Genomic DNA, 20,395 nt, shown 5'->3' with positions numbered 1-20,395 from the left:
AGCGAATAGCCAATTTGATGCGAATAAAAAAATGGCAAAGGTGTGGCAGCCTGTCAGCGATAACAAATGGTTATCATGCGAATTATCATAGGGCTCACATTGGCCAAGCTCTACACCTTACATTCCTATTTGCGCTTCAAGCTTTTTTACATGGTACCGCACAGTTCCCGTGCTCATAGGCTGCATACGGCTTCTGCCAGCAAAGATAAAAGCCTCAGGGTCGATTCCCAACTGATCTACCTTCATTAAATGAGGCAGCGGCCCGAGGAGCTCGTAGCGCTCATCATCCACAGTAATGAACACCTTTCGGCTGGATTGCACAACGTGTGCACAGCGAAGCATAAGTACCTTTTTTAATGGCAACTGATAAAGCATTGAAATTGCTGCAGGCATTAAAGCTTTAGCTTCGCGCTCGTTCGGTGTTGAAACAAGCTTTTCCATTACTGCCTTAATTTTTTTAACGTGTTGCTTATTGCTTATCCCTTTATTTTTTTTCTCAGGTAACACGAGATTAACGGCGTATTTATCTTTGGCAAAGGTTCTGAAAACAGCTAAGGAAGCACAATGCCCTGGCTTTTTCTTAGCATGAGATACGATAGCTTCTTCGGGAAGTTCCTGAATGGAAGATACCTTGGCTGACATCAATAGCTCTATAGCTGCTCGCAGATAGTTCCTAACAGTCAAAGGTTTGATTGGTGTCTCTTTGTAAGTAACTCTCTCACTCAATTCTTTTGCATAGTCGACGACCTCACGATGCCAAGGCTGCTTCTCATAACATTGCAAAATATCATTAATCCTCTTATTTTCAATCGCTTGCTCTTTCTCTTCGTTATCCCACTCTATGCCTAGTTTTTCTACTAAGAAATTCACCACATGAAAAGAACGGCGAAGCTTTTCAGCTCCAAATAAATTGAATAAGTGTTGCTGATCAATATCTCTGACGGACAAAGTATTCCGTTCGAGTATGACCAAAAAACGCGCATAACTATCTATTCGCGTCGTCATATTTCCCGCTTGCCTAGGAAGCCTTTCCCAAGAGCAAAACTCAAGAAATAGCGCTCTACACCAAGAAGCTTCAAATAACTCAAGGTTCAGCATTATTCGTCGGTCTAAACGGCGTTTTAAAGAACAGTCTTGGCAAGGGGCGTTGCCACCACCGGGAGTATCTGCTCCACAGTCAGGACATGAGTGAGTTTTTGGATATGGCCCGCTGCAATCTCTACAAACAGCTCGTCCTTCAACATCATATTGATGGAGCTGACGATATTTCCGACAAACCGAGCAGGTTACAAATGCGCAGGCCTTCCTTTCGCATGCCTGGCAGATAATCTCTGAAAGTTCACCATTAGTGATGCGTGAATATCTGCTAGAAAGACATCCACAACGGGAACAGGTATGTTCCTCTCGCCCATGCGGAGCGCAGCTTTTGCAAAACGCAGCGTGACCAATAAGATAACCGGCTCTCGGCAGCGGCTTATCGCAGCGCGCGCAGACACGGTGCAGCCTGAGGCACTCACCGCAGACCGGGTTCTCTTCATACTTATGGGCTCGCACTGACTCGCCGCATTTAGTGCAAGTCTTCTTCTTAAACTCACGGGCATAACATGTCGAGCAGTAAGCGCTCCCTTTGTAGCGCCTTTGCGCCTTAAGCATGGATCGACCACAGTCATCACACTGCAAGTGGGGCTTATGACTCACAAAAATGGGTATCCTAAAAAACTTAATATATGTCGAGCTCTTTCCTGGCGGAACTGTACAAGCTCAGTTCGTCGGCACCGATTTAGACAAGGGCCTTTTGGCTGCTGATTCGTGCTGCGCGTTCTTCGTACCCCCACAGGCAGATATGACAACTGCTCAGCAAAAAAAGCAGGCATTATAGATTTTATGAATGTCCTCTGAGTTAGACCAAGCACACTTGAACCTTCTTGGAATGACGATGGCCAATCAAGAAGCCAATATGCCAAGGTTTCCAAAATTGCAGTCCTATAGGCAACACGCTGATGCTCATACAAGCAACGCTGATTTGAAGGACGATGGAAGGGTTTCAAGTCGTAATGATGCCTCAGTCGATCATGCTGTAGCGAATTAGCGAGCACGCCTGCCATTACCCGAATGACACTCAGAGCTTCCGGACTGGTGGACGCTTGTGGGAGCAAGTTAGTCGGAGTTCCATTCGCTAATTTCAGTAGCTGGGATTGAAGAGCTAACACTAATGGAGAACAGCACAAGGTTGGTAACTTGCGAGAAAGAAGCGACACCCCACATACCGTACAGCGATCCATTCTTTGCACGGTACTTAGATGTGGCATCAATGGCGCATCACAACGTGGGCAAGCATCGCTCATCATGGCGCCATGGTAAGGACAAACAACCATAAACCCTAAACGCCAGTCACGATAATAGATGGCCCCATAATCCTTGAAGCATTCGGAACAATATTGGAGGCCGTGCTGGGTACGTACCTTGTTAGATATCCCCGCTGACAGAAGAAAGGGGACATTTCCCTGACGATGAATTTTTACCAAACTCTGCTCAATTGAACGTAATGTCATCCTTTCGACTGACGCAACATCAAAACCTGAGTGGCGCGACACGGTATAGAGCAGCTCATCACTGGCACTACGATCAATGTCACGGCTCCAGATAGGAATAGATGGAGCCCAGTAATTAGCAAACCGATAGGGGGTCAGGCCGTGAGCAAAGGCGCTACGCATCAACCACGAAGTAAACAGCTCATTCTTAGCTGGTGATAGCATGATCGCCCAGCTTCCTCTGATCACAGTTTAAGCGCCTCCTTGCCATAATCAGAGAGTTTAACCCAGCCGATGTTATCAAGAAGCTTAGCGTCTATATGCTCTTTACCATCTCGGATCGCTTTAACGGTCGCTCTTTTAAGCACGGTCGCTACGCCGCCGATGGTGCCCCCACTCATACTATGTAGCTTTATCGCGATATCCTGACTAGACAGCTGAGAGGGCTCAGCTAATGGCAGTAAGCGTTCAAAGCTGGCCAAGAGGCGCAAGAAGCTAACATCTAACTGCCATCGAGGTAGTGCCAGCGGCTCAAAGCGACTTGAGAGTTGAGTATCGGTGTGCAGCGCGAGAATGGAGTCACGCGTACCGACGGCTACAAGCGGAAGCTGTAGCTTATTGCTCAATCTTTTAAGCATTCCTAGAAAATGCCTCTGTTGTCTTGCACTTCCATGTAGCACATTGTGGATTTCATCAATAATGAGCATCCTGGCTTGTACGTAAGTTAATACCGAAATAGCTTGGTTCTCCTTACGCTGCACGGGATCCGTATCTCTGTGGGCTATCTTTAATGACAGAAGTAACTCAGTCCAAAAACGCCCCTCATTTGGTTCGGAGGGCATTTCCATAACAATGACAGGTGCTAATGGCTCTCCAGAGGGAAGAATCTTCACAGGATGCTTTTCTCTGAAACGGTCGATTAATGTACTTTTTCCATTCCCGCTTTCTCCGACCAGCAACGTGTTGGGCATCCGCTGTACACGGGGATGTGCTAATTGATCCTCAAGCCGGGTCATGATTTCTTTGGCCCTAGGATAGGAAATCCAATGGTTTTGCTGAGCGAAATAAATGCGGTCTTCCGTCGTCCAGGTGAGTGTCTCAGCAATCTCTGGCTTGAGGTGATCAAAATGGGCCATATTCATTCCCTAGGCATCGTCATCGAATGGTTCTATAGGCAGTGCGAATATATCAATCTCACTTTGCACCTCTGTTTGAGGTGGAGCAGGAAAAACACTCTTAGCAGGCGCTTGTGTTTCAACAGATTCCGTTTTCTTGGCGAGTTTCTTCGTCGTATTGATACGAGCCATCTGACGTCTTGCTTGCTTCGTTTTCGTGACGGCCTGTTCAACACGATGACGCATCTTGAGAATGGTCTCAAAAATCACATCCTCATCAACATGCCGCAGTCCTTCCTCTCGAATGCGGCGAGTTGCTTCCCGTAACTCCCACACACTAATCGCTGGTCGAGTAGGATTCCGATAAGGAACCATGTAATAGATCTCACTTTCAGGGTCGTAGAAATAGACTTTACTGATATCGCGTGGATCACGACGGATAGTAAATGAACGAGCCTTCGTTTGATTTTCGGGGTCTTTTGAACCAATCCAAGGGTTCAACACTTCATGGTAGTAATTAATTTCATCCAGCTGGACGCCGTAGCGCTGCACAGTGCGTGAATAAAGAGGAAGGAAGTCTAACTTCAAACGCGTGGGGTCAGTTGGTATAGGCGGCATCCCCAAGCCCGGCTGTGTTGAGTCTCCTAATATACCGAGTTGCCACTTGCGCATTGGTGGCATGTTCAATTCAGAATGCTTGCGACGGTGATACACCCCAACAATAAATTCAACTAAATGCTGCTCAAACTCACGAAGGGTGAGCGCTGATTCTTTTTCTGAGTCATATCCTTTCCGTTGCTCAACGTTGGAAAATGTTGTGCCAGGTAAGGTGTGTATCTCATTTGCAGCAGTACCCATATAACGCTCTATATGTCCGCCGTAGTGGGGAAGCTTTACCGGACGTAATTGCAGGTCGATACCGTATTGTTCACAAGCCCGGCGCAGCATTTTCCCCCGGAATTCTTTCGCGTTATCAGCATGCAGAACACGCATTTTCCCCCAGACTGGCCACTCTTGCCCCACCCCCAGGTTTGCAAGATATTCATGCTTAGGCAACATGGCATTGGAGACACACAAACCCACTGAGATAGCACTGGGCTTTTCCATGCTAACCGCAATCCCCACCACCATTCGTGAAAAGACATCAATAGCCAGAGTTATCCACGGTCGGCCAAGCGCCAGACGATGCTCTTCATCAACTAAGATGACGTCAGCAGGCGTATGATCTATTTGAACAACAGCAAGAGGGAAATCCGCATTTGGAAACTCTCCCCTGATAGGAGCAAAGGTGTCACGCGCCTTATCTCGTAGCCCGCGGCGTCTCATCGTTTCACGTGTCGAAATCTGTTTTATGCGGTTACGGATTGTATTGGAGTGAGGAGGAAGTAAACCGGCCTGTTTGCAATGAGCTTTGACAGTGATAATTACGTCACTGGGCTTATATCGTTGACGACTTAGATATAAGTCATTGATCGCCCCTTCGATTATTGCCTCGACTTTCTTATCGAGCTTTTTCGTACCTGGCTTGCGGCCTCGCGGGGCTGGTATCAATGCTGAAATATGGCCAGCCTCGTGATAGTCCTTAACCCATTGGTATAAAGTGGCAACGTGAACACCGGCTTCTTCTGCTAACTGCTCTGCCTTTGCACGAGTACGAAATGGATCGTCAAGTAGAGGACGGATTGCTGCAAACCGCTGCTGAGCAACTTGCCAGTCTTCGTCTTCGATCTCGGATAAATCCTTTCCTTCAGCAACACCACCTTCTCCAAGCTCTATATCCGTTACGGGACGAAGCTGATGCGCAGACAGACGGTGCACCTCTCCAGTGTCGGTATCTTTAGCAAGGAGGGTTGCTGTATCCAACAAGTGCGAAACTCTATAGGTACGACCATTGGCTGTTATCACAGACCCAGTAGTTACCGATAGAAAAGCGGGCTCTGTAGCCATAAGAAACCTTCTCCGTTAGTAATCCATATGGGGCTGGACATGTTTAATGGGCGTATGAGGTCAGCATGAACACGGCCTATAGCGATCATTTGCCATAAACAACTAAGCGCACACATACGCTTTTCCTCATTCGCATAAGCAGCTGTAAGTAGAATTTCAGGTGTTGTTTCACCGAGCACGGCAAGGGTTCTAGCCAAGTGAGTAGCGGTAGCCGAGTCCTCTGCCAAGTCCCTATAGGCCCTTAGAAATCGTGCATTGTTCAATAGGCCAGTGCCTCTAATCTCTCGCTCAGTCACAATGCGAAAGCCCCAACCTTGCTGCTTGCAATAGCGTATAGCTGCCTGAAATTTAGGCTTCATAATGTGCCAATTTTCTCTCAAATCTTCGCGATACTTAACCTCATACAGAATCGGCGCCGCTTCATCCGAGTAAGTCACGAGCATATCGGGCGTGTACTGACGCCTTTTTCGATCATCATCTTGATACTTAAGGGTTAGCGGCTGCTCACAAACCGTAGCGACCAACGGATCAAAATCGAGGATCATCAGGAAATCGCGCTCTAATGATGACTCAAAATTGCAAGTGCTTCCTCGTAAGAAAGAAACCTGCCCAGTAAGGCTCCTTCGGTTAGTTCCAATAACTCTAACAGGCCGATTCATATTCAGTCGCCTATATATTTGTGATTTTAACACCCAGTCGCTTATATTGGTGTCAATTAGTAGCGTATTTACTTGTCGAAAATAACGTAAGATATTGTTCCAGTATAGCATTAGTAGCTGTTTTTAGTGGAATTCACAGCGGCTCAAAACCCAAACCAGGGGAAATCTCGCTTGCCCATCATGGTGTGCTTTTTTTAGACGAACTGCCGGAGTTTTCCCGCAACGTGTTAGAAGTTTTAAGGCAACCACTGGAAACGGGCGAAATACATTTGGCCCGCGCCAATCATGAACGCCGGTATCCTGCTCAATTTCAATTGGTAGCCGCAATGAATCCTTGCCCCTGTGGGCATTTAGGCGACCCACGCCAGCGTTGCCAGTGCACCGCCAGCCAGATTCAGCGCTACCAGGCGCGGCTTTCCGGCCCGCTGCTGGACCGTATTGATCTACAGGTCGAAGTCCCCGCTCTTCCGCCCGAACAACTTACCGCCCAGACCCAGGGCGAATCTTCAGAAGCCGTGCGCGAGCGGGTGATGGCCGCAAGAGAGCGCCAAATGGTGCGCGGCGCACTCAACAGCCAGTTAAGCGGTAAAGCCCTGGAAGCCGCCTGCGACTTGAACGATGAGGAGCGCGCTTGGCTTGCCAGCGTGCTGGAAAAGCTCAAACTCTCCGCCCGCGCCTACCACCGCGTGCTGCGCGTGGCGCTGACGCTGGCTGATTTACAGGGGGAGCCCAAACCCACTCAGGCGCACTTGATTGAGGCCATTGGCTATCGACAGCTGGATAGGCTGTTGAAGGGGGCCTGAGAGGGGCGTTTGAACTCTGGTTTGTCTGTAGCAGCACCTCGTTTGATTTTTTAGATCGCTGTTTAGCTTGCGCAGGAAGTGGTGAAACATGGCCCAGCTCCCCAACATCCATTCAAGCGAAATCAAGATCAAAGATTGCCTACTACCCATGGGACCTGGTCAGAACACTCTACCCAAGCTATGAGTATCCTTGCCTATCGTACAAATATTAAGCAAAGTATTCATTCATCCGCCATAATGCGCTTGGATAATCAGGAAGGATGCGGAATCCGCCCATACCGTTTAAATTTAAGGCTCTAGAACACGGCCTTGAGTGAAATAGTCATGAGAAATAGCACTAAGTGCGATAAAAGCCGCTTCTCTATTTCGGTTTGAAACAAGCTCTTTAAGCCGGGTTAAATACTCAATCATTTGCTTTTTAGCACTATCGGAAACCTCTGGCGAGACGGCCTGATCCTCATAATAAAAGTGATGTTTTTTAGAAAAATCATGAATCACAAGATAAACAGCTGCATAATCCGGATCATTTATAATCAGCTCGTTCATATCTTTCTTTAGCTTTACGAAGGCATCTGTGCAAGCCGGAAAATTTTCAAACTTTTCGATAGCGTCAATAAATTTCATATCAACCTCCATTTAAACTCTACTTATTAAGTTGCCATAAAGAACAACTCGATTTATAAAAATACGCCTTAACCAATGAAATTAATCAATTAAAATATTTTTCCTTATATAATCAATAGCTTTTGTTCCTTTCAGCGAACGCCCCCAAATATCGCTAGTAATATCAGTATGAAGTTTGACAGCCTCTGGTGCCGACGTGATCATCGCAACCCCTAATCTAACATTAGGAAGATCCCCTAGTGTAAATGGACTTGTTGCAATAGTGTCTCTTTTTGGTTGTTTGAATATTTGAAAAGAGGAGTTTGGCATTGTGTCTTTCAGCAATCCCACTTGAACACCGATTGGCTGATCTTCGATTAAACCGATAATATGCTCCACCTCATTTTTAGCAATAACGATTCTTTTTTTAACCAACTGATTATCAAGATTATATGTTCCAACAAACCCATTCCCAACGAAGCGCTGAAGTTCAGAAGCAGACATTAGGCTTAAAAACCCAGGCTTCTTGAGCATATAGTTTCTCTTTCTCTCCCTTAGGACATTCATGATATTATCTACGACTTTTAAAGTCTCTGAGCATTTTTTTAGATCATCAGGTAGACTTTCTTTCAGAACATCGTTTAAAACTTCATCATACTGTGGCGTTGTCAATAAATAGGCAATGGGACCAAACATTGCTGAAATATGGCGTGTTTCGACTTCTATTTGCCGCATGCGTTCCATAAAGCTGACACAAGACGATAGATATTCCACACCGACGCCTAAAAGGGTCGTCATTGAAACGGATAAAACCTCGGATATTTTTTCCAAGGTCTCAAGCTTAGGAAGTGCGCCCTTTTCATAACGATATAGCGCCGCCCTTGAAACACCGATTTTATCTGCTATAATTTCAGGCGGTATATTACTACCCAGCCGAAAAGCACGCAGCCTATCTCCAATATCATTAAATTTTTCAGACATACCCAAAAGCCTTCTTATTATAAGATATAGGGGGCATGGCCTTGAACCCGATGTATCGAGCAACATACATTAAAATCTCAATGTACTTTCGCATAACGAAGGCGTGATAAGGCTTACCAAATAAATATTTAGAATCACACATTTCGGGCTCCCAACGGCCGCCTTTTATATCAGAATGAGACACTTATCATAATATATGATTTTTGCGCACTTTGTCTCAAGGAAAGATAACACGTGTGGCAATATAGTGTGCACTGGAAGCCTTGTACCATGATAAAGAGTCGGCTTTTGGCATACACGATCAATAAGATATATCCAGGCAGCTGATCAACCAATGGTTTTTTCATCACCATCGCCGGATTTACGACCAGGAAATCGACAATATCGATGCTGTGCCGATGCGATAAGCGTAGCCTGATGCTACCTGCTTGCACGTGAAGCTCATAAAGAAGCTAAACATCAAAACAGTTACCATAAAAAATAATATCAATATCTCGTAATAACCTATATTAAGCTGATGTCGTAATATCGTACCTAGCCAACCAAGCAATGCTGATCAAGGGCCATAAAACTCGATAGTATTTTCTGCCAGAGAAGAGATCTCATCTTCTAATAAAGCTGGCCGAGACGGCTACGACGGTAAACGCTATCATATTTCGCTCAAAGGATATGGCACCTCAATACAGGTCATATTCAAGGTTACACTGTAATACTAACTTCTACGCTTCGCTTACGAAATGGGGGCTACTTTACAAGCCCCCATTTTTAACGACCGCTAAAGGTATTAGCTACCGTTATCTTGAATAAGACGATTGATAATATTGCGACCGTTGCCACAGGTAAACCACGCCGGACATGATGATACCCAACACCGTTGCCCAAACGTTTGGCCAATAGCACAACACCATTGCGATTAACAATAGGATTCGCTGACTGATATTCGTTTTGGTGCGAAAGTAACCCGCACTTACGGCACCTTGTAGAAACACTCCTATCAAGGCGGACAGCCATACAACCGCAATATCGAATGGCTCTCCATTCATCAACATGGGTGAAAAGGCAAACAGCAAGGGCATAATGTAGAGCATTTTTGATAATTTCATTGCCCTTACGCCGGTCGTAAATGGATCTGCTTTTGCAATTGCAGCTCCAGCATATGCGGCAATACATACTGGAGGCGTAATATTTGAGTCCTGACTTAGCCAGTAAACAATCATGTGAGCGGCAATCAATGCAACGCCCAGCTCGTTCAAGGCTGGTACCGCCAACACTGCTATTACGATGTAAGAGGCCGTTACCGGCAATCCCATACCGATCACTAGGCTCGCGAGAGCGATCAGAATGATCGCTAGAAGCAGATTACCGCTTGAAACCGAGAGGAATATCGAGGTGAACTCTTGGGCCATTCCGGTCAAGCTAATCATTCCCAAAATAATGGAAATGACGCCCACGATAGAACCGATAACCAGCGTACTAAGCCCGCCTTGATAAAGTGCAGCATAGATATCGCCGATTCCCATCCTCGTTTCTTTTGTCCCCCATGAGCAAGGGATTGTTGCCAGCACACCCCAAAAAGCGGCAAATGCTGGTGTAAACCCATAGACAAGCAATGCAATTACCAAGAGCAGAGGCAAACTCAGAATGCCCCGTTTGCGTAGAACTGACCTGACCTTTGGCACCTCGTCATCTGACAGGCCACGAAGACCTAATCGCTTGGCCTCAAAATGAACGGCCCACCAGATACTGGCAAAATAAAGGATCGCGGGCACGATGGAGACTGCAATGAGCGTCTGATAAGGAATGCCAGTTAGCTCTACCATGATAAAGACGCCCGCGCCCATAACGGGCGGCAAAAACATACCCCCGATAGATGCCGATGCTTCAATAGCCCCCGCCGTTTCTTTGGGATATCCCGTTTTTTTCATCAAGGGAATTGTCAAAGAACCAGTAGTGACGGTATTGGCAATCGCACTACCAGAAATGGAACCCAATAGCATTGAAGCAACAATCGAGACTTTGGCAGGGCCCCCAGTGCGCTTACCCGCTAACGCCGTCGCTATATCAATGAAAAAAGCGCCGGTACCGGATGCCGAGAGAAAGGCACCAAAAAAAATAAAAACGATTACGTAGTTAACGAACACTCGAGCGATCATTCCGAAAAGCCCATCTTCCGAAATGAAATTGAATAACGCGATGCGCTCTAGCGAAAAGCCGCGATGCGAGATCACATCAGGCATACTGCGCCCAAATATCGTGAAAAGGATAAACGCTATCGCGATACCGGGCAGCATCCAACCATGCACTCGCCGCGCCATCTCGATGGAGAGAACTAAAAGAATAAGTCCGCATAACAAATCGGCCTGTGTCTCTGCTCCCAGCCGGCGTGTTATATCTGGGTAATAGAGCATGAAATATCCACACACGACCAGAGCCAGTCCCGCCAGCCCTATATCAAGAAGGCTTGGCGCGCTTTTAGATGTACCTCTTCGTGTGGGATACGTTATGAAGACCAGTGCGAAGGTGAGAGCCACAAAAACGCCTAGATGGTATTGCATGTCGGCTGCACCAAAAGCGGCGCTATAAAGGTAGAAAGCACTCATAAACGCAGCAAGCAGCTTGATAATAATGCGCCATGGCGACTGCAGCCCGTCAATATTTACTGTGCCATCATCACGTTCGCTGCGTATCTTTTCGTTTTTCCGCAACATGTATTCGACCTACTCTGAGTTAGTAGCCTACGCACTCTTTACCAAGGCATCCTGAGCGAGAAAAGGTAGTAACAAAAGCGTCGCTTTTAGCTACCACCTTTCTTTCAGTGACTTAATGATAAGAACGTACTTAAAATGTTATTGAGGAAGTTCAATGCCTTGATCACGCCAAAACTGCTCTGCGCCTGGATGCAACGGAATGAAGTTGCCGCCACTCACTCCGTTTTCGAGACTCATTTCCCGTGTGGTATTGCTCACCGCACGCATGTGTTCGAGTCCTTCTTCGCTATACAGACTCTCCAATATACGATAAGCAAGATCGTCGCTTACGTCTTCACTGGCCACGAGAATACCAATGTCGCGGATCGATTTGACGTCATAGTCAATACCGGAATAACTACCAGCCGGAATAATCGCTTCGCTGTAAAATGGGTAGGCATCGAAAAAATCGGCGTCTTTTAGTTCGTCGTACGTGCTAATTAACTTGGCATCAAGGCTCGAAGTGGTATCGACGATTGCGCCCGCAGGAACCCCCCACTGCCCATGATAGGCATCAAGTTGGCCATTGCGCAGCTGGTCGGAAGATTGCGATCCATTGATATAACTTGTACTGACACGATCCTCAAGATCGAAGTACTCCAGGATACGATCCATGGTTTGAGCCGTACCAGACCCGGCGCTACCAACAGAAATGCGGTGACCTTCCAGGTCGGCGATAGATTCGATTCCTGAATCAGCAGTGGTTACAAGTTGCGATACGGCGCTGAAAACAAATCCTAAAAACCGCACATTGTCGACTGTCCCCGTTTCAGCGAAATCCTCAAGTCCGTTCGCGGCAAGATAGGAATCGCCTGTGAACGTAATACCCATCTGCAGATCACCCGAACCAATACGCCGAATGTTTTCGGTAGAGCCCGCCGAGCCTTCAACCGTGAACCGCACATCATCAAAGGTGTCATTCATACGGGATGCAACGCCACTTGCAAGAGTGTTAAAAGTGCCCCCAGTTCCTCCTCCCCCGATAGAGATGAACTCTTTTGCCGATGCGGTAAGGCTGGTCACGCCAAGTATGACTCCTGACACAACAGCAACGCTGTAAGTCCAATGGATCTTTTTCATTTTTAATTAACCTCAAATTTTAAAATGTTTCTCAAATACAAAAGCAAAGAAAATTCCAAAAAAAAAGAAAATGTTTATTAATATAGACTTATGTAGAAAAGGAACCATAAAGACCACTCGACAACATCATTATTGATCCAATTTGGTGCAAAAAAAGTTAAATTTATAATAAATGCACTAAAAAAGTGCTCATTAGTTAATCCTCTTTTGAGGACATGGAAAGTATCGAAGTCCCCCCTATGGATAAGGCATCTCTCTGTTAACGTAAAGGGCTCGCTTTTAATTGCATTGATATTAAAGAGCATCAATACGAATTGACAAATTTAACAGACAATCTCATTATCTAAAAAATGAGATAAGTATCTTTTAAGATAAATTCGCAGATATGGTTGGTCACGTAGTCAGTTATGGATGGTATGAGCGTGCTCAACAACAAGGAGACTATATTATGAGTTCCTCTTCCACCCGCTATTTCAGCTACGTCGACTGGACGGGGTTTTCCTCTGAAAACGCATTGGCCGAAGCAATTTTCCATGAGCTGGCTAACGAAACTTCCGACGAAGAAGGAATCACTCGAGAGTGCTACTCTAGCGGTGAAGATGCCGCATTAAAGATTTTTTCTGCCGTGGCTACTGCTCATCAGTTGGAAGTTTTATCCGATAGTGCAAGCAACATTGTCGTCCGAATGCCCGAGGATGATGGACATCGTGCGGGGCACTATATAGGCTCCCATGCCGACTCAGTACCCAAAGGCGGAAACTATGATGGAGCGGCGGGAATCGTCGCGGGGCTGCTTTGTCTCATTCGCCTTCAGCAGGTGCAACCGCCATTGGCCACCCCTGTGCGCTTATTAATGTTGCGAGGAGAAGAAAGTGCTTTTTATGGGCGCGCCAATATAGGCTCACGCGCGCTTTTCGGCATGCTCGACGAGCATGACCTGTCTGCGAAGTCGAGCGGCTCCGGTAGCACTTTGGCCACCGCAATGGAAGGCGTCGGTATCAATCTTGCGCCTATTCAATTAGGAAAATCCTTATTCGACCCGCAAATTGCCAAAAGCTATCTCGAGTTACACATCGAGCAGGGACCAGTGATGATAGAGCAGCAATGGCCAGCGGCCATCGTCTCCGGTATACGCGGCAATGTGCGCCACACTCGTATCGTGTGCCAAGGCGAAGCAGGACATTCAGGCGCTATCCCACGCACTTTGCGAAAAGATGCGGTGTTTGCCTTCGGCGATCTAGTGAACCGCTTGGATGAACACTGGCGCGCCTTTCTCGAAGAGAAAAAGGATCTTGTCGTCACCATTGGAATGGTGGGTACCGATCCGAAAGAGCATGCTATCAGCCGTATTCCGGGGATGTTGACGTTCGCTTTTGAGGCACGCAGTCAGGCAACTGATACGCTGGAAACTTTCTACCAACGTTTCCGTACGGAATGTGAGGAAGTTGCGCACCAACATGGGGTTACTTTTACCTTCGATGATAGAACCGATACCGCACCAGCCCGCATGCATGACAACGTCATCGAACGTCTCTCTCTCGCCGCCGAAGATTGTGGCATCAAACCACATAAGCTGCCTTCTGGTGCTGGACACGACGCCGCCATATTTGCCAATGCCGGTATTCCGTCAGGCATGGTCTTCGTACGTAATGCCCATGGTTCTCACAACCCACGAGAAGCCATGGATGTGGACGACCTTATCAAAGGCACTGATATTCTCTTTAAAGCGATCACTGATTGGTAAGCACTGCCTGGCTCTCCACTGGGCTGCTTCTCGGCTATATTAATACAGGGTCGAAGTCCCCGCTCTAACGCCCGAACAACTCATCGCCCAAACTCAGGGTAAATCATCGGAAGCCGTGCGCGAGCGAGTGATGGCCGCAAGAGAGCGCCAAATGGTACGCGGCGCACTCAATAGCCAGTTAAGCGGTAAAGCCCTGGAAGCCGCCTGCGACTTGAACGACGAGGAACGCGCCTGGCTTGCCAGCATTCTGGAAAAGCTCAAACTCTCCGCCCGCGTCTACCACCGCGTGCTGCGCGTGGCGCTGACGCTGGCGGATCTGGAAGGCAAACCCAAACCTGCCCAGCCGCATTTAATTGAAGCCATTGGCTATCGACAGTTGGACAGGCTGTTAAGAAAAAGTTGAAAGCGTATGAAAAAAGGCCTGCCATCAACCCTCGTGGCGGCCGCTCATCACCCACGCCGTCCATGAACCATCGAACAGCGAAAGGTGCTCGTACCCGGCCAACTCCGCGGCTACCCACACAATGCAGGCGGTGATGCCGGAGCCACAGCTGAAGGTCAGGTGGTCCGAAGGGTAAAGCTCTTTGCTGCGCATGAGCTCTGAAATCTCTTCCCGGCTCTTGAAGTATCCGTTATCCAAGAGCTCGGTAAACGGCAGATTAAAAGAGGACGGGATATGCCCACTGGGAAATTCCGGACGGGGCTCGGGGCCGGCCCCTGAAAAGCGCTCGGCACTTCGGGCATCCACCAGCTTAAAGCGCTGCTGCGGAATATTGTCGTAGACCTCGTCCACACTGACCACGCTTTCGTTGGCCTTTAGCACAGGACGGGAGGACAGCGGCGCTGGCACGGAATAACCGTGCTGCACCGGCAGCGACAGCGAGAGCCAGTGAGGCAAGCCACCATCCAGCAGCTTTACATGCTTGAAGCCCGCTTGAGTGAGCAACCAATAGGCACGCGGGGAGGAGTAAACACCCCGATTATCATAAATCACTATCTCATCATCAGGGGTCAAGCCGAGGCCTTGGCACGCCGCTTCCAGTGCCTCTTTCGAGGGCAGCGTATGCGGAAATACCGCCTCCCGGTCGGAAAAGACCTTCTCGATATCAAACTCAAGTGAACCGGGTATTTTTCGATCATCTTCCGGCACATGAGCCGCAACGGGGCTATTGGGCAGCGACGCATCCAGCACCGTGGGTGGAACATCACTCGCCAGGCGGTCCAACAGGTCATTGGCACTCATCAGAATATCTGACATGCGTAAAACTCCCTTGAGACAGTTGGGTAGGCTATTGAAGGGTGCCTGGTTGAAAAGGCTTATTTAAAATAACGTAGCTAAAAAAACCTAATCCTTCACACGCGCCAGAATATCCACCAGCCGCTGGCAGAGCGCATCCAGTTTTTTGCTATTAGCTTCTTCAATAAACGTACCCGTTTCATCAAAAGCCGTGTGCGCTTTGGAGAGCGACATGGGTTGGGGCAGTACGATCAAGCCCAGATTGGCGAGCAGCTGTTGGGCCAGCGGCATCGCGCGAATGCCACCTAACCCACCAGGCGAGGCCGAGACCAGCGCGGCCCATTTGCCTGAGTAAAGTGCCAGGCCCGGCGTGTCTTCATAAGGGCGTGATAGCCAGTCCAGCGTGTTCTTCAAAAGTGGGGTGATAAAGCCGTTGTATTCCGGCGAGGCGATAATCAGTGCCTGGTGATCAGCCAGCAACTCGCGCAGTTTAAGCACGTTCTCCGGAACGCCTTGGGTTTCAATGTCCTCATCAAACAGGGGGCACGGGTAGTCTTTCAAATCCACAAACGTGGCGACGCCGCCCAGCGCCTCAATACGCTTGGCCGCCAGCCGCGCCAGCTGTTTGTTAAGTGAATCCTGACGACTGCTTCCAGCAAATACTAATACCTTGGGTACTACGCTCATTCGATGGGCTCCTTAATGACAGGCTATTGAGGGTCGGCAGGCGCGTGCGGCCCGTCAGGCATCTGGTCAATAAATATGTTGATAGCGCTAAACAAGGCCTCGCGGATCGGCGCTGCTTCGTTAACTAAATGGTGGCGTGCTTCCGGATGGTAGTGAATCTCGGCGGCGGTAAATTTTTGTGCTAAAACGGTCAGGTTCCACTGCCAATCAACCGTTAAATCCTGCTCACCCTGCAAAATCAATGTTGGCACGTCGACAGGCTCAAGCGCGAGCAGGCGTGGCATCCAGCGCCGCATGGCACTTACCCACGCCACACTTAAGCGCTCGGGCTGCAGTGGGTCGTGATCACGCAGAAATTCGGTAAACGCTTCGTCGGTTGAGTTGGGCCGAAATTTACGCGGAATATCCTTCAAGAACGGGCTAGCGATAAGGTGCATCCAACTCGCCTGAGTCCACCGCCAAGGGCGTACCAACGGCGCGAGCAGCACCAGGCCATCCCAACCGGCCTCTTCGCGCCGGGTGAGTGCGTCGGTTGCAAGAATCGCCCCCCCGGTACTCTGCCCAACACCCAACCACGGCCTGGGAGCTATGCCTAGCGTGATCAGGGTGTTTTGCATGTAGGTGAGGCAGTGCTGATAGTCGTCAAAATCTTCAATCTCTGCGCGCGGGCCACTCGAAAGCCCATGACCCGGCAGGTCCCATAGCACTACCCGCCAGCCCTTGGCCAACAGGTGCGTTAACAGGTGACGATAAAGGCCTAAATGGTCAAAGTAGCCGTGCACCACAAAGGCTGTTCCTGATGGATTGGGTGGGCTCCACACCTGGCACCACAAGGCAAAGCGGCCAGTATCGATAAAACCTGCATGTACCTCATCGGTGCTTTCAAAGAGTGCTTCCAGACCATAATGCAGAAAATAGCCCTTCACGACGTCCCACAGCGCTTCACCCGGCACTAATCGGGAAAAGACTGATTCGCCTGCCGTTTGCCGAAACAAACTTTCCATCTGTTGGAAATCCTGCATCCAAACCTCTCTATGAGCGCCCTGTTTTCTTATCATTTGGTCGAGCATTGTGCCGCTTTAACGTCTACGCTGTTTACATGCCTGCACAGTTGTGGAAGTATTTTCCATAAATGTATTTTGCGCTTATTTTACTCTGGCCGTGGCCATTCACCACCCACGGGCACCTTCACAGGAGAAACCCCATGAGCGAGCGTATCACGCGCCACCGTTTGCAGGTGGCCACCGAGCTGGACCGCTTTATTAACGAGCAGGCACTACCTGGCACGGGCGTTGATGAAAGCGCCTTCTGGGCCGGTGTCGATGCCCTGTTCCATGATCTGACCCCAAAAAATAAACAATTGCTAGCAGAGCGTGATGCGCTGCAAGAAAAAATTGATGCATGGCATCGTGAGAACCCCGGCCCCGTTAGCGACATGCCAGCCTACCGGGCGTTTTTGAAAGAGATCGGCTACCTGGCCGACCTGCCTTCCAACGTAAAAGCGACCACCGCCAATGTCGACCGCGAAGTTGCCATACAGGCAGGTCCACAGTTGGTGGTGCCGGTAAGTAACGCCCGCTATGCCCTGAATGCGGCGAATGCGCGCTGGGGCAGTCTTTATGACGCGCTCTACGGCACCGACGCTATTTCCGAGGAAGACGGCGCGGAGAAAGGCACACGCTTTAACCCCAAGCGCGGCGCTAAAGTCATTGCCTATGCGCGAGGCGTTCTGGACCGTGCGGCGCCCTTGGCCACCGGTTCCCACCGCGACGCAGTTAAATACGCGATTCGTGACGGTCATTTGGTCGTTACGCTGGAAGGCGGCCGGGAAACAGGCCTAAAAGATTCCGGCAAGCTGATTGGCTTTACCGGTGAAACGTCCGCTCCTGAGACGATTCTGCTAGCCAATAATGGCCTGCACCTGGAAATCCAGATCGATGCCAGTCACGCCATTGGCAAAACCGACCCGGCGGGCGTAAAAGACGTGGTCGTTGAAGCCGCGCTCACCACCATTATGGATTGCGAAGACTCCGTGGCTGCCGTGGATGCCGAAGACAAGGTAGGCGTTTATAGCAACTGGCTCGGCCTGATGAAGGGCGATCTGGAAGAGAGCATCGACAAGGGCGGTAAAACCTTCACCCGTAAGCTGCACGCTGACCGCATCTGGAACACCACCGAAGGCGGCAAGGTGACTCTACCCGGCCGTTCGCTGATGTTCGTGCGTAACGTGGGCCACTTGATGACCACGCCAGCGATTCTGGATGAGGAGGGCAACGAGTTGCCGGAAGGTATTCTCGACGCCGTGGTTACCTCGCTGCTGGCCCTGCACGATCTTAAAAAAGATGCCGACCAGCCACGCAACTCGCGCACCGGCTCGGTGTATATCGTCAAACCGAAGATGCACGGCCCTGCCGAGGCTGCATTTGCCAACGAGCTGTTTGGCCGCGTAGAAGATATCCTTGGCATGAGCCGCGACACCCTAAAGATGGGCATCATGGACGAAGAGCGCCGCACCACGGTTAACCTCAAGGCGTGTATTGCCGAGGCCTCTTCACGCGTGGCGTTCATCAACACCGGCTTCCTGGACCGCACCGGCGATGAGATGCACACCGCCATGGAAGCAGGCCCCATGGTCCGCAAGGGCGACATGAAATCCGCCGCGTGGATTACCGCCTACGAGAAGAACAACGTACAGGTGGGTCTTGCTTGCGGTCTACGCGGTTGCGCCCAAATCGGTAAAGGCATGTGGGCCATGCCCGATTTAATGCACAACATGCTCGAACAGAAAATCGGCCATCCGAAAGCCGGTGCCAACACCGCTTGGGTACCTTCGCCCACGGCCGCTACCCTGCACGCGCTGCACTATCATCAGGTGAATGTCACCGACGTTCAACGCGAGCTTGAAGCGCTGGGCGAGCCCGACTTCCTCGACGACTTACTCAGCGTCCCGGTGGCGGAAAACCCTAACTGGTCAGATGACGAGATTCAGCAGGAGTTGGATAACAACTGCCAAGGCATTCTGGGTTACGTGGTGCGCTGGGTAGAGCACGGCGTGGGCTGCTCCAAAGTGCCGGATATTCACGATGTAGGCCTGATGGAAGACCGCGCCACGCTGCGTATTTCCAGCCAGCATATTGCCAACTGGCTGCATCACGGCATTGTCGATGCGCCGCGCGTAGAGGAAACCCTCAAACGCATGGCGAAAGTGGTCGATGAGCAAAACGCAGGCGACCCCACTTACACCGCCATGAGCAGTCACTTTGAGGACTCCACCGCGTTCAAAGCCGCCTCTGACCTGATCTTCAAAGGCCGCGTACAACCGTCGGGCTACACCGAGCCGCTGCTTCACGAGTGGCGCCAGGTGCATAAAGCGAAGTAAACGCCTATCTTGATAGCGCTTATTAAACAGCCCCTCGAGGTGCGAAATGACTGCACCTTGAGGGGCTTTTAGTAGAAATCGACTACGGTAAATAGCTCCCTGCCTTTGCGAAAAGGCAGGGCCCGTTATCGTTTACTGCGGCCTCAACCTCAGTGACTCCATCCCACCATCAACGGGGAGACACACGCCCACTGAGGAGCGATTGGCAGGGTCTGCCAAATAGGCTACCGCTTGGGCTACTTCCTCTGCGCTAACAAGTCGGCCATGAGGCTGGCGTGCCTCTAGCGCTGTACGTTCCGCCGCTGGATCATCAGTCTGTTGCAGGAGCCGCCCAACCCATGGAGTATCAGCAGTTCCTGGGGCCACACAATTCACCCGAATGCCCTCACGCACATGATCAGCAGCCATCGCTCGGGTCAATGCGAGTACAGCCCCTTTGGTGGCGGAATATAACGCTCTTTGCGGCAAACCCGCATTAGAGGCGATAGAGGCCATATTCGTAATCGATGCAGACGCTGACTTTCTTAGATGAGGCAGTGCCGCTCGGGACACACGTGCCATCCCAGCAACATTGATTTCCCATGATTGAGTCCACTCTTTGTCTGAGTTATCAGCGACACTCCCTTGGGCCCCAATGCCAGCGTTATTGACTACAATATCCAAGCGCCCAAACTTATCAACAGTCGCCTGAACGGCACGGTTCACTGAGGTACTATCTGCAACGTTACACTCTTGCCAATAGTGCTGATTTCCTGAATCGACAATATCAAGAACGGCAACACTGGCTCCTTCTTTAGCCAAAAGATCGGCGATCGCTGCGCCAATCCCTGAGGCGCCACCGGTCACAAGGGCCACCAAACCTTCAAAGCGTGCAGACATAAC

At 49.7% G+C, this 20,395-nt stretch carries 15 protein-coding genes and 2 pseudogenes; 4 read left to right on the top strand and 13 right to left on the bottom strand.

The window, feature by feature from the left end; all coding sequences use genetic code 11:
• Window positions 1-117: 117 nt before the first annotated feature.
• The 5 genes from ACT3TJ_RS03890 to ACT3TJ_RS03870 form a co-directional block, all read right to left on the bottom strand.
• Window positions 118-1,005 (bottom strand): hypothetical protein, encoded by an 888-nt coding sequence (locus ACT3TJ_RS03890; RefSeq protein ID WP_096277095.1) that lies wholly within the window; start codon window positions 1,003-1,005, stop codon window positions 118-120.
• Window positions 1,006-1,694: 689 nt separating this feature from the next.
• Window positions 1,695-2,756: a TniQ family protein gene (locus ACT3TJ_RS03885; RefSeq protein WP_192524527.1), complete on the bottom strand. Its 1,062-nt coding sequence runs from the start codon at window positions 2,754-2,756 to the stop codon at window positions 1,695-1,697.
• Between the two features lie 20 nt (window positions 2,757-2,776).
• Window positions 2,777-3,667 carry a TniB family NTP-binding protein gene (locus ACT3TJ_RS03880; RefSeq protein ID WP_176483352.1) on the bottom strand — a complete coding sequence of 297 codons (891 nt, stop codon included), beginning with the start codon at window positions 3,665-3,667 and terminating at the stop codon, window positions 2,777-2,779.
• 9 nt (window positions 3,668-3,676) lie between these two features.
• On the bottom strand, window positions 3,677-5,512 hold the full coding sequence (locus tag ACT3TJ_RS03875) for a Mu transposase C-terminal domain-containing protein (RefSeq protein ID WP_192526910.1): 1,836 nt from the start codon (window positions 5,510-5,512) through the stop codon (window positions 3,677-3,679).
• A 50-nt stretch (window positions 5,513-5,562) separates the two neighbouring features.
• On the bottom strand, window positions 5,563-6,252 hold the full coding sequence (locus ACT3TJ_RS03870) for a TnsA endonuclease N-terminal domain-containing protein (protein ID WP_217990263.1): 690 nt from the start codon (window positions 6,250-6,252) through the stop codon (window positions 5,563-5,565).
• A 131-nt stretch (window positions 6,253-6,383) separates the two neighbouring features.
• Between ACT3TJ_RS03870 and ACT3TJ_RS03865 the strand changes: the two are divergent.
• Window positions 6,384-7,055: pseudogene (locus ACT3TJ_RS03865) on the top strand (ATP-binding protein); the annotation flags it as partial.
• A gap of 288 nt (window positions 7,056-7,343) precedes the next feature.
• On the opposite strand, the gene ACT3TJ_RS03860 reads toward ACT3TJ_RS03865, so the two are convergent.
• The 4 genes from ACT3TJ_RS03860 to ACT3TJ_RS03845 form a co-directional block, all read right to left on the bottom strand.
• The gene (locus ACT3TJ_RS03860) at window positions 7,344-7,679 is read right to left on the bottom strand and encodes a hypothetical protein (protein WP_192526909.1); all 336 of its coding nucleotides are present in this window, start codon (window positions 7,677-7,679) and stop codon (window positions 7,344-7,346) included.
• Window positions 7,680-7,760: 81 nt separating this feature from the next.
• A complete protein-coding gene (locus tag ACT3TJ_RS03855) occupies window positions 7,761-8,639 on the bottom strand; it encodes a helix-turn-helix domain-containing protein (protein ID WP_192526908.1) in 879 nt (292 codons plus the stop codon).
• Window positions 8,640-9,433: 794 nt separating this feature from the next.
• A complete protein-coding gene (locus tag ACT3TJ_RS03850) occupies window positions 9,434-11,347 on the bottom strand; it encodes a TRAP transporter permease (RefSeq protein ID WP_193057260.1) in 1,914 nt (637 codons plus the stop codon).
• Window positions 11,348-11,485: 138 nt separating this feature from the next.
• A complete protein-coding gene (locus ACT3TJ_RS03845) occupies window positions 11,486-12,466 on the bottom strand; it encodes a TAXI family TRAP transporter solute-binding subunit (RefSeq protein WP_192526906.1) in 981 nt (326 codons plus the stop codon).
• 448 nt (window positions 12,467-12,914) lie between these two features.
• On the opposite strand from ACT3TJ_RS03845, the gene ACT3TJ_RS03840 reads away from it, so the two are divergent.
• Window positions 12,915-14,210, top strand: coding sequence for a hydantoinase/carbamoylase family amidase (locus tag ACT3TJ_RS03840; protein WP_192526905.1), 1,296 nt, complete (start codon window positions 12,915-12,917; stop codon window positions 14,208-14,210).
• Window positions 14,211-14,256: 46 nt separating this feature from the next.
• Window positions 14,257-14,613, top strand: a pseudogene (locus ACT3TJ_RS03835) (YifB family Mg chelatase-like AAA ATPase); the annotation flags it as partial.
• A 24-nt stretch (window positions 14,614-14,637) separates the two neighbouring features.
• Here ACT3TJ_RS03835 and ACT3TJ_RS03830 read toward each other — a convergent pair.
• The 3 genes from ACT3TJ_RS03830 to ACT3TJ_RS03820 form a co-directional block, all read right to left on the bottom strand.
• Entirely contained in the window at window positions 14,638-15,468 is an 831-nt protein-coding gene (locus ACT3TJ_RS03830; RefSeq protein ID WP_192526904.1) for a sulfurtransferase, read from the bottom strand.
• A gap of 87 nt (window positions 15,469-15,555) precedes the next feature.
• Window positions 15,556-16,134 (bottom strand): NADPH-dependent FMN reductase, encoded by a 579-nt coding sequence (locus ACT3TJ_RS03825; protein WP_192526903.1) that lies wholly within the window; start codon window positions 16,132-16,134, stop codon window positions 15,556-15,558.
• Between the two features lie 23 nt (window positions 16,135-16,157).
• Window positions 16,158-17,156, bottom strand: a complete 999-nt coding sequence (locus ACT3TJ_RS03820; protein WP_193057261.1) for an alpha/beta hydrolase — start codon at window positions 17,154-17,156, stop codon at window positions 16,158-16,160.
• Window positions 17,157-17,338: 182 nt separating this feature from the next.
• Between ACT3TJ_RS03820 and ACT3TJ_RS03815 the strand changes: the two genes are divergently transcribed.
• Window positions 17,339-19,513, top strand: a complete 2,175-nt coding sequence (locus ACT3TJ_RS03815; RefSeq protein ID WP_444621769.1) for a malate synthase G — start codon at window positions 17,339-17,341, stop codon at window positions 19,511-19,513.
• 132 nt (window positions 19,514-19,645) lie between these two features.
• Here the strand turns inward: ACT3TJ_RS03815 and ACT3TJ_RS03810 are convergent, their stop codons facing one another.
• The gene (locus ACT3TJ_RS03810) at window positions 19,646-20,392 is read right to left on the bottom strand and encodes an SDR family NAD(P)-dependent oxidoreductase (RefSeq protein ID WP_444621768.1); all 747 of its coding nucleotides are present in this window, start codon (window positions 20,390-20,392) and stop codon (window positions 19,646-19,648) included.
• Between the last annotated feature and the right edge of the window lie 3 nt (window positions 20,393-20,395).

It is taken from the genome of Halomonas sp. AOP30-A1-24, from assembly GCF_052378165.1.
GTDB classification, from domain to species: domain Bacteria; phylum Pseudomonadota; class Gammaproteobacteria; order Pseudomonadales; family Halomonadaceae; genus Vreelandella; species Vreelandella citrativorans.
Note: the sequence above shows the minus strand (reverse complement) of the source record. Positions and strands in the feature narration are given on the sequence as shown.